The sequence below is a fragment of the Novosphingobium sp. CF614 genome, assembly GCF_900113255.1.
Taxonomy (GTDB): Bacteria; Pseudomonadota; Alphaproteobacteria; order Sphingomonadales; family Sphingomonadaceae; genus Novosphingobium.
In genome coordinates this window covers 1-15,184 of the sequence record NZ_FOOR01000010.1, presented here as the reverse complement: position 1 = coordinate 15,184, position 15,184 = coordinate 1, and the positions used below count along the sequence as shown (strand labels likewise).

At 62.1% G+C, this 15,184-nt stretch carries 11 protein-coding genes and 2 pseudogenes; 11 read left to right on the top strand and 2 right to left on the bottom strand.

From position 1 onward, the window contains the following. Window positions 1-67: 67 nt before the first annotated feature. The gene (locus BM052_RS19495) at window positions 68-283 is read right to left on the bottom strand and encodes a hypothetical protein (RefSeq protein WP_177198453.1); all 216 of its coding nucleotides are present in this window, start codon (window positions 281-283) and stop codon (window positions 68-70) included. On the opposite strand from BM052_RS19495, the gene BM052_RS12335 reads away from it, so the two are divergent. The 11 genes and pseudogenes from BM052_RS12335 (at window position 272) to rfbA (ending at window position 14,403) form a co-directional block, all read left to right on the top strand. After that, a complete protein-coding gene (locus tag BM052_RS12335) occupies window positions 272-754 on the top strand; it encodes a hypothetical protein (protein WP_177198452.1) in 483 nt (160 codons plus the stop codon). The genes BM052_RS19495 and BM052_RS12335 overlap by 12 nt on opposite strands. Before the next feature lie 174 nt (window positions 755-928). Next, window positions 929-4,171 carry a glycosyltransferase gene (locus tag BM052_RS12330; protein ID WP_177198451.1) on the top strand — a complete coding sequence of 1,081 codons (3,243 nt, stop codon included), beginning with the start codon at window positions 929-931 and terminating at the stop codon, window positions 4,169-4,171. Between the two features lie 4 nt (window positions 4,172-4,175). Then, window positions 4,176-6,509, top strand: coding sequence for a glycosyltransferase (locus tag BM052_RS12325; RefSeq protein ID WP_177198450.1), 2,334 nt, complete (start codon window positions 4,176-4,178; stop codon window positions 6,507-6,509). A gap of 321 nt (window positions 6,510-6,830) precedes the next feature. After that, window positions 6,831-7,055: pseudogene (locus BM052_RS20435) on the top strand (DapH/DapD/GlmU-related protein); the annotation flags it as partial. A 101-nt stretch (window positions 7,056-7,156) separates the two neighbouring features. Next, entirely contained in the window at window positions 7,157-8,692 is a 1,536-nt protein-coding gene (locus tag BM052_RS12315; RefSeq protein ID WP_143084822.1) for a hypothetical protein, read from the top strand. 60 nt (window positions 8,693-8,752) lie between these two features. After that, window positions 8,753-9,631, top strand: a complete 879-nt coding sequence (locus BM052_RS12310) for a class I SAM-dependent methyltransferase (RefSeq protein ID WP_143084821.1) — start codon at window positions 8,753-8,755, stop codon at window positions 9,629-9,631. Between the two features lie 143 nt (window positions 9,632-9,774). After that, the gene (locus tag BM052_RS12305) at window positions 9,775-10,914 is read left to right on the top strand and encodes a polysaccharide biosynthesis/export family protein (protein ID WP_091147269.1); all 1,140 of its coding nucleotides are present in this window, start codon (window positions 9,775-9,777) and stop codon (window positions 10,912-10,914) included. A 72-nt stretch (window positions 10,915-10,986) separates the two neighbouring features. After that, window positions 10,987-11,565: a dTDP-4-dehydrorhamnose 3,5-epimerase gene (rfbC, locus tag BM052_RS12300; RefSeq protein ID WP_091147267.1), complete on the top strand. Its 579-nt coding sequence runs from the start codon at window positions 10,987-10,989 to the stop codon at window positions 11,563-11,565. Continuing rightward, window positions 11,556-12,617, top strand: coding sequence for a dTDP-glucose 4,6-dehydratase (gene rfbB, locus BM052_RS12295; RefSeq protein ID WP_091147265.1), 1,062 nt, complete (start codon window positions 11,556-11,558; stop codon window positions 12,615-12,617). Before rfbC ends, rfbB begins: the two co-directional genes overlap by 10 nt. After that, entirely contained in the window at window positions 12,614-13,504 is an 891-nt protein-coding gene (gene rfbD, locus BM052_RS12290) for a dTDP-4-dehydrorhamnose reductase (protein ID WP_091147262.1), read from the top strand. Before rfbB ends, rfbD begins: the two co-directional genes overlap by 4 nt. A 29-nt stretch (window positions 13,505-13,533) precedes the next feature. Next, window positions 13,534-14,403, top strand: coding sequence for a glucose-1-phosphate thymidylyltransferase RfbA (gene rfbA / locus BM052_RS12285; RefSeq protein ID WP_091147259.1), 870 nt, complete (start codon window positions 13,534-13,536; stop codon window positions 14,401-14,403). Between the two features lie 542 nt (window positions 14,404-14,945). Here rfbA and BM052_RS19490 read toward each other — a convergent pair. Next, window positions 14,946-15,035, bottom strand: a pseudogene (locus tag BM052_RS19490) (IS5/IS1182 family transposase); the annotation flags it as partial. Window positions 15,036-15,184: the final 149 nt, after the last annotated feature.

The window sequence follows — 15,184 nt, the reverse complement described above, 5'->3', positions numbered from 1 at the left end:
CGTGGTCCGGCAAGAATGTGAGACAGCGGCAATCCGGGTGATAAGGAAAGATGTCATAGCCATGCGGTCACAGCTGGGGAATACCGGGGCGCTGCTGGAGCAGGCCGCGCGGCGTGTGCGTGCGCTGGAGACCGAACTTGATCATGCACGGCAGGATCTGGCTCGGGCCGACGTTCGCCTCGATCGCATGGGAATGCGCTTGGCCATCCTGCAGCACGAAGCCGCACAGCTGAGGATGGCCGCGCACGAGGCCGCGAGCGAGCAGGAGGCCATGGCTTCCCATCTGAACCGCCTTCGCAAGATCGTCGCGGCGCGGGATGCAACCATCAAGGCCCAGGCGCAGAGCCTGGGCGAGCTCGACGATATGATAGCTCGGCTCGGGGCCTCACCGGCTCGGCTTTCGGCCGCGAGCCAGCATCCGACCCCGTCCGCTGAAACTGATCGCGAGGCCCGTGCGCAGCTTGCCGCTCTTCAGCGCCAGCTGCGCACGACGGAGGAGGACGTCTCACTGCATCGCTCACTGGCCAAATTGCTGCAAGGCATGCTCCAGGTGCTTGCCGCGCCGGAAAGATGGTGGCTGTTGCTGCTCCCGGGCTTTCTAGTCCGGCGGATCAAGTACGATCGGCTGCGCAACAAGGGCCTGTTCGATGCCCGGTTATATGCCCAGCGCTATCCAGACGTTGCCCGGGCCAAGGCGGACCCCCTCCAACACTACGTCTCACACGGGTTGGAGGAAGGGCGCTTGCGAACATGACCGCCCAATCCCGAAGCGAGGGGGCAGTATTGCGCCCGCACCCCGGCAGGACCGGCGCGCTGACCGGCTTAGCCTTCGAAAGGCGTCCGATCTGCACTGGGAACCATCCTTAGAAGACTGGAGGCAAGTTTGCTTCGAAATCCGAATGCCACAGTGTCTTTGCCGGCTCTTGCCGTGCTCGTCCTTGGGCCGGACCGTCGTCAGGTTGGCGAGATAGCGAGATCGATCTCGCAGGCTTTCTGTCATAGCAAGGCGAGCGGCAGTCAGGATTCCGAGCGGCTTGCACGGATCAATCGGGAGGTGCTCTCCTGCCTCGGGGGCGGGGCGGGGCCGCTCTTCTTCTCGGCATACGACCTTGCCGATCTGACCGACGCCTTGCCCTATGGGCAAGCATTAACGCTGCTGAGGGACATGCGCGGGACAGGGCGGATCGCCGTGCTGGAAGAAGCCGAGCTATATTCGCTAGTGCCGTTCTGGGAAGACGCAAGCATCCAGCAAGGGGCTCAGGTTGGCGCGGTGCTGGGCGTCTCGTCGCCGTTCGTCGAGGGAATCGGCGCCGCGCAGCTGCTTTCATGGTTGCGCTACATGCTCATCGCCGAGCGTTCCACGCGGCATCTTCGGCGCATCATTGTCCAGGCCGCAAACAGCGATCGAGCGAATGAAGCCGTCGCAGATTGGATTACATCCACGTGGGCGCTCGGGGTCGGTTCCGGGCGCGCGGGCACCGATCCAGCCATCGAACAGACGACCGCCCGGACACGACCGTCACCGCCCTGCGAACCGCTCGCCTCCGGCTTCAACAGCTGGGTGCGCCGCTGCGAGGCCGCCCTCGGTCAGCTGGCGCGGCAAGGGGAAAGCGATGCCGTCCATCGCGAGCTCGACCGTATCCAGGCAAACCTCGACGCGGCGCTTGCCCTGTTCATGCCGTTGCTGAACGAGAGCCGGATGGAGGCCGAGCAGCAGCGGCTGCACAACGCCCGGCTTGTCAGGGGACAGGAGGAACAGAAGCAGGCAGATGCGGACATCGAGCGGGACTGGCAGACCTTGTCCTCGCAGCTCGAAGCACTCAAGGCGCAGGAGCGCGACCGCCAGGCGGAACTGACCAGCACTCGCGGCGAGGTGGCGAAATTGCAGGCCTGGTGCGACGAGACCGTCGCCCGCGGCACGCAGGCACAGGCTGGATTGCTCGAAACCCGCCTGAAATTGGGGCGCAGCGCGATAGCCAACGACCGCATGGCCAAAGCGCTGATCGCACGCGGCGAAAGGCATCTCGCGATGGCCGAAAAGCCATTCGCGCGTGTGCTCAAGCGGCGGGGCTGGGGCTTTAAGGCTGCTCGCCGGCTCGAGCGGAACATCACGGTCATCGAAACTTTCCTGGACGATTTACCCTGGCCTCGCGTGGGCGTGCCCCCCGAAGGGCGCCGTCGGCGCATTCTTGCCTATCTGCAGGGCGTGACCGATTTCCTGCCAGACTTCCCGCTCGTGCAGGATCTGGAATACGGCGAAATGCACCCAGACGTTGGGCCATCCGGCGTGAGGCCGCTTGTCCACTTCATTCTGCACGGACAGCGCGAGTTGCGTGATCCGCATCCGTTGTTCGACACCCGCTACTACCTCCAGCAATGCCCGGAAGCTTTGCCACTCGCTTCGTCTCCCGCGGTCCATTACCTGAAATGGGGAGTGGACAAGGGCCACGACACCCATCCCCTGTTCAGTACCCGAGGCTATCGGCAGCGCTATCCAGACGTTGGCAGCAATCCTCTGTTGCATTGGATCGAGCATTTCCGAAACGTCGCCGACGTCCTGTTTGACCCCCAGTTCTACCTTGACGCCTATCAGGACGTGGCCGAGGCCGGGCGTAACCCGCTGACACATTATCTCGACATCGGTTGGCGCGAGGGACGCGACCCCAACCCCTGGTTCGACACGCGCTATTACCTCGCGAACAATCCTGCCGTGGCGCAGGAAGGGGTCAATCCGCTGATCCATTACGTCCGGGAAGGCTGGCGCAGGCGGTTGCGGCCCGGTCCTCGGTTCGATCCGACGTTCTACCTTGCCAACGATCCCGATCTGACCGAGGTCTGCGATCCGCTGCGCCACTACATCGAGCATGGCCGGACGGAGGGACGCAGCACGACATCGGGCAAGTCTGCCCTCGTGGTCGAGACGGCTCCGTCAGTCGTCCCATCCCGTCTAGCGGCGCACGGCGTCCGACCCGGGCTTCCAGCTCGATCCGGACGGATCGCGTTGATGGTCGAGGCGCTCTATCCCCGTCCGGACCTGGATTCGGGCTCGCTCGATCATGTTAACTTCGCACGAATTTTCCTGCGTATGGGATACGAGGTCCACTACCTGTCCCTGCTAGAATTCGGACGCGACCACGACGAGCGTACGCCTCACTATCGCGCGATGATGGAAGCCATGGGTGTTCACTGCGTAACCGGCGGGCCCTATGCGTATTTCGAGGAGTACTACTTCGATGCGAGCGACCGGATCGAAGTGTGCTTCGTGTCGCGGGTGCACTTCGGCGGTTTGCAAATCGATACCCTACGCCGACTGTGTCCCGATGCGCGGATCATCTTCAACACCGTGGATCTGCATTTCGTGCGCGAAGAGCGTGAGGGCGCCATGAAGGACGATCCCGGACTCATCGTGCGGGCACGCCGCACTCGCGACATGGAACTCGACTTTGCCAGGGCAGCCGACGTCACCATCGTGGTGTCGAGCAGCGAGAAGGCTCTCCTCGACGAACTTGCCCCCGAGGCACGGACGCATGTGGTTCCGTTGATCCGCCAGTTCGCCGCGCAGCGCGAGAGTGCTTTCGCTCAGCGCCGTGACATCGCGTTCGTCGGCGGCTTTAATCACCAGCCAAATGTCGATGCGATCGAACATTTCCTCGAGGACGTTTGGCCGCACGTTCAGCGCCACCGCCCCGACATCGGCCTGCGAGTGGTTGGCGCCAACATGCCCGAAGCGTGGACCCGTCGCAAAGTGCCGGGCGTCACCTTCGTCGGCTTCGTGAAGGATCTCGACGGCGAGCTGGCACGCTTGCGTATGACCGTCGCCCCGCTGCGCTACGGTGCGGGGGCAAAGGGCAAGCTGGTGTCGAGCCTTGCCGCGGGTGTTCCCGCTGTCGTCTCGGCGATCGCCTCGGAAGGGATGGGGTTGGTCGACGGCGAAACCGTCATGGTCGCCAATGGGGGCGCCCCGTTTGCGGACAAGATCATCCGGCTCTATGACGACGAAGCCTTGTGGCAGCGGCTCTCCCGCAATGGCGCGGCCTTTATCCGCAAGCATTATTCCATCGATGTCGGCTTCACTATCATGCGCGAAATGCTGGCCCAGGTAGGAGTGACGCCGCCCGGGGCCGCTGGTGACGACCGCGCCGCCACTCGCCCCACGAAGGATGCAGGCTGATTCCATGACCCGATCCCTCACGGACTTTGACGTTAGCGTCGTCATCCCCCTCTACAACCATGCGCACTACATCAGGCCGGCGATCGAAAGCGTCCTGGCCCAAACACTCCCGCCGCGCGAAATCATCGTTATCGACGACGGATCGCACGATGAGGGCCTCGAGGTCGCCCGGCAGGCTCTGGCCGGATTCCCCGCTGCGACGGTCGTTGCGCAGGCGAATGTCGGCGCGCATAACACGATCAACCGGTGCATCGGCATGGCCCGTTCGCGTTTCGTGGCGGTGCTCAATTCGGACGACCAATTCGAGCCGGGCAAGCTGGAGCGCTGCGCCAGATTGTGGGAGGAAGATCCAGACCTTGATCTCGTTTTCGGCGACGTGAACCTAATCGACGATGAGGGCGCGCCCGTTTATGAGGGTCCGACCATCGATTGGCTGCGTCGCGCGCGCGACTTTCTCCGGCGCACTAATCGCCTGGACCTGGCGCTGGCGAACGAGAACTTCGCGGTGACGACGTCCAATTTCGTTTTTACCAAACGGATCTGGGAGCACAACGGTGCCTTCCAGGCGCTGCGCTACTGCCACGACTTGGAATTTGTGTTCGCGACGCTGCGCAACGGGCAGGTGCTCTATGATGCGAATGTTCCGCATATCCGCTACCGCGTCCATGCATCGAACACGATCAAGGAATACGTCAACAAGGTGCGCGTGGAGATCGCCGGCGTGCTGGCCTGTGCACTGGACGGCGGGCTGCTGATGGACACGCAGGACCAATGCGATGCGCGGACGGTTGCGCTGTTCGACAAGGCCCTGTCCGACAAGGGGCTGGGCAACCTGGTGTCGTTCCTATCCGCCAGATTGACTGCGTTCGGGGGTGACCGGGCTGCCTTTTTCGACTGGGTGATCAACGACCCGCAGGTCAACGACGTACTGCTAAAACAGGTCGAGGGTAGCTTATCAGCCGAAGCCTTCGAGCCGCTGCCTGCGCGATCGGTCTATCGCGCCGGCGTCGAGGCGCCGCCGGCAACGAAGGACATTTTCGATAATCCGGCCGAACGGCGCTTAGCCAACTTCTACGCTCTGCTCGACGACGTGGCGCGCGGTTCCAGTTACAAAGATGCGGCCCTGAACAAGAGCGTGACCGGGCCGATCGTGGTCGAACTTACCGCTTTCGACCGGGGCGGACTGGAGAAGGTCGTGCTTGACACCTCTGTGGTGCTACGTGACCTGGGGTTAGACAGCATCATCGTTTCATGCGGCAAAGTCGGCCACTTGGGCGCGATAGCGCGCGAGAGAGAATTCACGGTCTACGAGCTGTCGCAAGACGACCCGCGCGGGCACTATCGCAAGATACTGAGGGATCACGGCGTCAGCCTTGCCATTTCGCACTTCTCCCGCATGGGCTACAAGGTCTTCCGCGAGCTGGGCATTCCCAACCTGACTTTTATCCACAACGTTTATGCCTTCCTGAACGGCGAGGCGCTGGAGAACTTCCGACAGGATGACGCCTTCGTCGACCGCTACATTTCCGTATCGCCCAAGGCGACGGATTACGCTACCAGTCGCCTCGGAATCGACCGCGGCAAGATCGTCACCATGCCTAACGGCCTGCTGATCGACGAGCATGTGGCCAGGGCTCGAGCAGCGGAGCCAGTCACTCGTGCACAATTCGGCATTCGCGAGGATGACTACGTCTTCCTCAACGTGGCGTCCTACAATCTACACAAGAACCATTATCTCATGGCCGATGCGATGCGCATGTTGTTGCGCAAGACCGATCGCGTCCGGATCGTGTGCATTGGCAACACGATCGTCCCACACCATATCCAGGCCCTGCGCGATCACCTGGAAGCAACGGGTGTGGCCGACCACATGCTCCTGCCTGGTTACTTTCCCGACGTCGCGCCCTTCCACGCCATCGCGGACGCCTTCCTGCTCCCCTCGCTGATCGAAGGGTGGAGCATCGCGATGAACGAGGCAATGTTCTTCGGCAAGCCGATGATCCTGTCCGACACCGGCGGTTCCTCGGAAGTGATCGTCGACGGCGACATCGGCATCTTGCTACCCAACGAGTACGGCCCGGTCAGTAACCTGCATTCCGAGCTGCTCGATGACATCGCCTACAACCGACGCCAATTCCGCACCTCGCCTTTCCTTGCGCGGGCCATGTTCGACTTCGCCGAAGATCCCGGACGCTGGCGGGAGGCCGGCCTGAAAGGGCACCGACGCCTTCTGGAAAACTACGACTTCGTCGAAGTCGTACGTTCCTACCTGCCGATCTTCGAGGATGTGATTAACTGTACCCGCAGCGCACACAAGACTCCAGTCGCGGGTTTCTAAATGAGACAGGATACCCGGTTCGCCGCCCTGCTGTTCTACATCGGCAACAATGTGATGATGAAGCAGTGGTCCTACCGCCTGCGCCATTGGTACTGGCGCAAACTGGGGCTCAAGATCGGCAGGGACAGTAGCATTGCGATGCACTGCTTCGTGACGGGTTCGTCCATCACCATCGGCGACAATTCCGTCGTTAACCGCTTCACCTACATCGACGGCCGCGTTCCGGTCTATATCGGCAACAACGTGAACATTTCACACTACACGCTAATCCAGACACTAACGCACGATCCCCAGAATCCGGATTTCGTCTGCCTGGAACAACCGGTGGCCATCATGGATCATGCATGGATCGGAGCCCGCGCGGTGATCCTGCCAGGCGTGACGGTGGGGGAGGGGGCAGTCGTTGCGGCCGGGGCTGTGGTGTCCAGGGACGTGCAGCCCTATACGATCGTCGGGGGTATTCCCGCCAGGCCGATCGGTGAGCGCAGCCGCGATCTACGTTACCGCTCCAAGTATTTCCCGCATTTTGACACCGACATTCAATGAGCGATCCAAAGGCCGCCCATTCCCGCCCTCCTGTCACCAGACGGTGGGCATGGGCCATCCTACTGCTTTTGACGGCGGCCCAGCCTTCGAAGTATCCCGGTGTGTTCGCAGCTTCCGCAACGGCTTCCGCCCTGCAGGCCGAAGCGTCCGGCGATGTTGGTCGGAAGATTGTCCAGCCTCTGATAGCAGCTCTTCCTGCCCCCCTTGCCCAGGCGGTTCGTACCGGCAGCAATAAACAGGACCTAGCTCCTTACCTCAACGCCGCCCTCGCGCGCGGTGGCGCTTTCGACCTGGGCGGGTTCACCTACCGGATCGCGGGCCGCCTGTCGCCGGCGCCCGAGACCCGCATCACCGGCAAGGGCATGTTTCTGGCAGATCCAGCCTTCGATGATCGTGGTAAGCCGGACGGCCTCCAAATGATGATCCGGATCGTCGACGGGCTGCACCTGGGAAAAGGTGTCGTTTTCGACGGCAACAGCATCGGTCGCGCCGGTTTCTGGCTGACCGGCGCTCGCAATACAGGGTCGGTCAGCGGCGCCGTTCTGAATGCAACGTTCCGCAACCTGTCTTTCGATGGTATCGACGTCAGCCGCAACGCGGGAGCATGGCGCAATCATAAGATCAACATTGGCGCTAAGATTGAGAACGTAGGCTGGATCGGCGCGAACATCGAAGGGGTGGAGGGCCTTGTTCATGACGGATTGCAGGTTTCCCGTACGGGTTTTCACGGCATATACGTTGGTCACGTGCATAACGTGCGAGGCGACGGATTCAGCGTGGACAAATCCCGGCCGCCCTATCGGGTCTACGACGGCCCCGGGAGCTTCGGTGGCCGGGAAAAGGGGTTCCTCTTCGGGCATTTTAGCACCAGCCATGCGCGCTGGACCCGCTTTCACCTTTTCGACAACCGGCACGCCGAATACGATGGCTTCGGTATCGGCGAGGATGGCCTCCTTGCGGATGAGGAAAGCACAGACATCTTCGCGCAGGGGGAGATCTGGTACGCTGGCCTCTTCGGCTTTGACGTTTCGAGCGACATGTCCGCTGATATCAAGGTTCACTACCCGGCGCGGCAAGGCGTGCAGTTCGGCCTCGATCTTGGAGGCACTTTGTCCAACATCAAAGTCAAGGCTGTGGTTGAGGGCAACCGAGCGGATGAAAGCGCCCGCTTTTCCGCGACGGGAGCCGCACTCCGCAAGGTTTCCATGCAGGCAGGTTCTCCCGTCGTAACGATCATGAGCGCAGGAGACTTCACCGTCGTTCCGGGCCAGTTCGCTATTGGGGGTAATCTGGCTCCCGGCACCAAAGTCGTTTCGGTATCCGGTGAACGCGTGACACTGGACCGGCCGGCGTCAAAGACCTACAGTGCTGGCAAGGAGGCCAACGTGACGTTCCGGGCCAGCATCACCTTCAGGAATTGCCTTCTCGATCTGCAAGCGAGCAAGACGCGCTACGGCGTCGGAGTGGAAAGCGATGCGGACGGGTTCACGCATTACACCAACGTACGCATCGTCGGCGACCTATCTGAGGCCAGTGGCAGCAGCATCCGACGCCTGAATGGCCCCCTTCCTGCCGGGATGATAATATCCGCCAAGCTCAATTCAGCGGGTCAGGCAACTGAGGGAGGGTCTCCATAGACCTATTGTTGGCAACCTCAATCCCCATTATATATCTACTGAGTGTAATGGGGGCGTATCGTGGATATCGACATCAACATAAATAGCACAGACATCAAAAATTTCTTACAAAGAGTTACATTCCCCCTGGAGCAGCAAGAAGGCGCAAGGAGATATCACGACATACATAGCGAACGCTATGCGATCACTATCAAGGCAATGGCGAAGTTGCCACTTTCTTTGGACATGCGCGTTCTTGAACTGGCTGCCGAACCTTATGGAATGTCTGCGTGGTTGGCGAAGCATTTCTGCAACCTCACGCTGGCGAATTATGCGGACACTCCGGTCCACCGCGAGGTGGAAATCCTCGTCGAAGGGCGTCGATACCAACTTACCGAGCATGGTTTCAATGTCGAGCATGACACGTGGCCATTGCCGGAGGAATCGTTCGATCTGGTTATGGCCTGCGAGATCGTCGAACATCTAGCGATGGACCCCATGGCAATGTTCGCCGGCGCCAACCGGATCATCAAACCGGGTGGCTACTTCTTCGTCTCCACACCGAATGCCGCCAGCATCCAGAACATCCTCAAGCTTGGCCGCCTAGTGCCGGCGGGGCTGGCGCAGCACTTCCGCCGCCCGCTGTCGCGACTATATGAACGGCATAATCGTGAATACAATCCGTTCACCATCGGCGAAATGATGCGCGCGGGCGGCTTCGAGATTTTCATCATGGAGACGGACAGCGCCTTCCCTCTCTTCGACCTGGACTACGATACTGGGCAGATAAATGATATCCTCGCAGCCATCGGCATGCCCGAGTTGCGTCGCGACACGATTAACGTCATCGGGCGCAAGGTCAGCGGGGTCGTCGAGCGTTATCCCGAGGCCCATGACCTGTACATCGCCTCCGATGCCACGGAAGAACCGACCGGGAGTAGCGTCCACCTGAAGGGTTGATTTGGATGCTGCGGCGAAAGGGGATCACCGCCCCTGCCGCCGCCGGCCGTTCCACGCGCCGGCTTGTGAAGTTATCAGTTGTTCCGGGCGGAGCGCGCGGCTAACCAGCATTGCTCATGATATGTCGCACTGGCGAATGAGTAATGCATCGTAAAATATTGTTGACACTTGTAGCGTCCAGCCTTCTGGGAGCCTGCGCCAGCCTTCCTTCCAGCGGCCCTACGGGAAAACAGATCCGGGAGAGTGCGACGGCGGTGCAAGGCGGTAAGCCCATCCGTCTCGTCGAAGTGGACGATCTTTCGACGCTGCCCGTTGATGTCTCGGTGTCGAAGCCCGCACTGATAGAGTTGCCCCCCCCCCCGACCGACATGATCGGCCCGGGAGACGTGCTGTCTATCACCATCTACGAGGCCGGCGTTCCCCTATTCGGCGGTGGCTCCAGTGCGACGGGTGGCAAGTCCGTCGGCTTCGACCTGGCAGTCAAGGCGCAGGCATTGCCGCCGGCGCGGGTCGATGATGCAGGGGACATTGTCGTGCCCTATGCCGGCAAGCTGCGCGTGATGGGCAAGACGGCGTTCGAGGTGCAGGATCAGATCCGAACTTCCCTCCGGGGGATTTCGGCGGATCCACAAGTGCTCGTCAGCCTGGCCCAGGTCGTTAACAACTCGGTCATCGTCGGTGGTGAAGTCGCCAGGCCCGGCCGCCTGGTGCTGCAGACCAACCGCGAAAAACTCTCGGATGTAGTTGCCCTTGCGGGCGGCCAGCGCGGCAACAGCAAGGACTTGATCCTGCGGATTACGCGCGGTCAGAATCTGGTCGATATGCGTCTGAGCGACCTGTTCGACAATCCCGTGGCCGACATCGGCGTTTATCCGGGAGATCGGATCACCCTGATGCAAAGTCCCCAGACTTTCTCGGTGCTGGGTGCGCCCGGGCGGGTCGATCAATTGCCCTTCTCCCGGTCCTCGATGGCGCTTGCCGAAGCAGTTGCAAGCGCTGGTGGGTCGAACCCCAACCTGGGGGATCCCGCAGCGATCTTCGTGTTCCGCTATATCACGGCTGAGGACGGTAGTCTTGAGCCGGTGGTTTATCACCTAAACATGATGGAAACGCGCTCGTACTTCCTGGCCCAGAAGTTCGCTATGCGGGACAAGGACGTGCTGTACTTTGGCAATGCGAAAGCCAATCAGCCCGGCAAGCTTGTTCAGCTCATCAGCCAGCTGTTTTCGCCGATCTTGACGGTTACCAGCGCGGCACAGACGGTGCAGAACAACAACAACTGACGCGCTTGCCATCCACGCGTCGGCCAACGACGGCGAGCCCGTTACGAGGGTAGCGCTTTTGAAAGGCACGTCATGGAAATTCGATCCTACCCCATCCCGGACGTCAAGCTGCTCACACCCCGCCACATCGGCGACAAGCGCGGCTATTTCGCCGAGACCTTCCGAGCCGATGCCTTCGCCAAGGCCTGCGGCGAGCATGTTTTCGTGCAGGACAACGAGTCCTTCAACGTTCGGCTCGGCACTGTGCGCGGCCTGCACTTCCAGTCCAAGCCGCACATGCAGGGCAAGCTGGTGCGCTGCACCGCAGGTGCGCTGTTCGACGTCGCGGTGGATATCCGCCAGGGTTCGCCGACCTACGGGCAGTGGGTCGGCGAGGTGCTGACGCCCGAAAACGGCCAGCAGCTGTGGGTTCCCCCCGGCTTTGCCCACGGGTTCTGCACCCTCAAGCCGAACACCGTCATCAGCTACAAGGTCACCGGATACTACAATGGCGAGTGCGACAAGGGCCTAGCCTGGGACGATCCCGCGATCGGCGTGGCGTGGCCCGAGGTCGCCGCCCCCGAAACCCTCTCGGCCAAAGACCGCAGACAGCCTCTCCTGGCCGATCTTCCTGCCTTTTTCAGCTGGAGCGAAGACATTTCATGCGCGTAATCGTCACCGGCGGGGCTGGCTTCATCGGGTCGGCGCTCGTGCGCTACCTCATCCTGGATAGGGGCTATGAGGTCCTGACCATCGACGCCCTGACTTATGCGGGATGCGAGGCTTCGCTCAAGGCGGTCGAGGGCAAGGCCAATCACCGCTTCTTCAAGGCAAATATCTGCGACCGCGCGGCCATGGACACGGCGATCGTGGGGTTCCGCCCCGACCGTATCATGCACCTGGCGGCCGAAAGCCATGTCGACCGCTCGATCACCAGCGCGGCGGATTTCATCCAGACCAACGTGGTCGGCACCTTCACACTGTTGGAAGCTGCACACCACTACTGGAGCGGACTGGAAACGCCCGCGAAGGAGGCGTTCCGCTTCCTCCATGTTTCCACCGACGAGGTCTACGGCTCGCTCGGCGACGAGGGTCTGTTCACCGAGACCACGCCCTACGACCCCAGTTCACCCTATTCGGCCTCAAAGGCCGCCTCGGACCATCTCGCCAAGGCGTGGCAGCGCACATACGGGCTACCGGTGGTGGTTTCCAACTGTTCGAACAACTATGGGGCCTACCACTTCCCCGAGAAGCTGATCCCGCTGAGCATCCTCAACGCGCTCGAACGGCGCGTCCTCCCGGTTTACGGTAAGGGCGAGAACGTGCGCGACTGGCTGTTCGTGGACGACCATGCCCGGGCGCTCGACATCATCATCGAGAAGGGCCGGGTGGGCGAGACCTACAACGTGGGCGGCCGCAACGAGCGCCGCAATATCGACGTGGTGCGCCGCATCTGCACCGTGCTCGACCAGCTGGTGCCCGGCGAAACGCCTCGTGAGAACCTGATCGAGTTCGTTACCGACCGCCCAGGCCACGATGCGCGCTACGCCATCGACGCCACCAAGCTCGAGAACGAGCTGGGCTGGCGGGCGCAGGAAGCCTTTGACACCGGCATCGAGAAGACGGTGCGCTGGTACCTCGACAACGCATGGTGGTGGAAGCCGCTGCGTGAACGCTACGATGGTGAGCGGCTCGGGCTAACGGCCGCCAAGGTCCTCGCGTGAGGATTGCCGTCACCGGCAAGGCCGGACAGGTCGCAACCTGCCTCATAGAGCGCGGGCGCGCCGCCGGGCACGAGATGATCGCGCTCGGTCGACCCGAGCTGGACCTTGCCGATCCCGCTTCGGTCCTGCGCACGCTGGAGACCGCCGCGCCCGACGCGGTGGTCTCGGCTGCAGCCTATACTGCGGTCGACAAAGCCGAGAGCGAGAACGATCTGGCCCATATCGTCAACGGCGCGGGCGCGGGCGCGGTGGCGCAGGGTGCCGCTAGGCTGGGCGCGGCGTTGGTGCACCTCTCCACCGACTATGTCTTCGACGGCAAGCTGAACCGCCCCTACCTGGAGAGCGACCCCATCGGCCCGACCAGCGCCTACGGCGCGTCGAAGCTGGCGGGCGAGCGGGCAGTGCTCGCCGCTTATCCGCAGAACAGCGCGGTACTGCGCGTAGCCTGGGTCTACAGCCCCTTCAGCGGCAATTTCGTCAAGACCATGCTGCGGCTTGCCGGCGACCGCGACGAGGTTTCCGTCGTGGCCGACCAAGTGGGCAACCCCACCAGTGCGCTTGATATCGCCGACGGCGTGCTGAAAGTGGTGAAAAACTTAGCCTCCAGCGCAGACCCGAACTTGCGCGGCGTGTTCCACATGACCGCCGCCGGTGAGGCAAGTTGGGCCGATTTCGCCGAAAACATCTTCGCCGCCTCCGCCTCACATGGCGGGCCTTCCGCCGCGGTCCGGCGGATCGCCACCACCGACTATTCCACTCCCGCCAACCGGCCCGCGAACTCGCGGCTAGACTGCGGCCTCATCATGCAGGTCCACGGCGTCGCCCTACCGGACTGGCGCGCTTCGCTGGAGACCGTGGTCTTCCGCCTGCAGACCGCCACGGCCTGAGCAGCTCCCTAGACGAGGAACGAAGATACATGAAAGGCATCATCCTCGCAGGCGGCAGCGGCTCCCGACTCTATCCGATGACGCTGGCGACCTCCAAGCAGCTGATGTCGGTCTACGACAAGCCGATGATCTACTATCCGCTGAGCACGCTGATGCTGGCGAAGATCCGCGAAGTGCTGATCATCTCCACCCCGCGCGACCTGCCCGCCTTCCAGGCGCTGCTGGGCGATGGATCGCAGTGGGGCATGAGCTTCGAATATGCCGAGCAGCCGAGCCCCGATGGCCTCGCACAGGCCTACGTGATCGGCGCGGACTTCGTAGCCGGCGAGCAGTCGGCGCTGATCCTGGGCGACAATATCTTTTACGGCCACGGTCTGCCCGAACTGTTCGCCAACGCCCGCGCTCGCACCAGCGGGGCGAGCGTTTTCGCCTATCACGTTACCGATCCCGAGCGCTACGGCGTGGTCGCCTTCGACGCGGACAAGCGCGCCATCTCGATCGAGGAGAAGCCGGAGAAGCCGCTGTCCAACTGCGCGGTGACCGGCCTCTATTTCTACGACGCGCAGGTGGTGGACATCGCCGCGAACCTTCAGCCTTCCCCGCGCGGAGAGATGGAGATCACTGACGTCAACCGCGTCTATCTCGAGCGCGGTGAGCTTTCGGTCGAGATCATGGGCCGCGGCTTCGCCTGGCTCGACACCGGCACCCCCGACAGCCTACTCGACGCGGCCGTGTTCGTGCGCGTGTTGGAAAAGCGCCAGGGCTTCAAGATCGCCAGCCCCGAGGAAATCGCCTATCGAGAAGATTTTATCGACGCGGGTCAGCTGGAGCAGGTCATCGATCGGCTCGGCAAGTCCGACTACGGACGCTACTTGCGCGGGATCCTGGAGGAAGGCTGAAGGCGCCGACAGGCCCAGACTGACGGCTGTTTGGGTCGCCATGGGCGATCGATATCCGCCGTCAAAACCTTGCGGCGCGGCAACACACGCCTGAACTGCTCCCATACCAATCATCAGACGCCGTGACTCGGCTGGGGATTGAACGAACCCGCTGACGCGGGAGGGGTGGCGAGATCGGGATGTTGGTGGTGGAGGCAGTTGTACGGATCAGGCGCGAGCACGTGGGCGGCAAGGCGATCAGGAAGGTCGCACGGGATTTGCGGCTGTCGCGCAAGGTCGTACGCAAGGCGATTAACCCATCGTATTCATGGGGGTGTGGCTGCTTGCCGATTTCACCGGCTTGTTCCCTTGACAGCGTGAGCGGGTCGAGCGCCATCGTAGCGTCTGTTGCGCTGCTGATGATCGATGGTTTGCGAGGTTGGTTGATCGACGAAGTTTGAGGCGTTCGGCGGCACAGCCGCGCTGGTTATGTCGGTGCTGGTTTCAGGGCGACGGCGATGATGCGGAAGGTTGCGGCATCAGGGCATGCCGACGCGAAGGCGACCCCGTGGCCCGCCGCTTTCCGTGGTTTTGACGCTCTGGCTGTCGATCACACCGGCTGAGGGTGACGCCTCCCGGCCGATCGCTTCGCGGGCCATCGTAAGCGGTAAAAATCCCCCACGTAGCGGTGGAGCGGCCGTGGGGGGTGGCGATGTAATTTCGGCGATCAAGCAGCGCTGGCGATGTTGCTCATTTCGAACACGGTTTGCCCGGCGTTTGTATCGACCCAGTTGTATGGGAG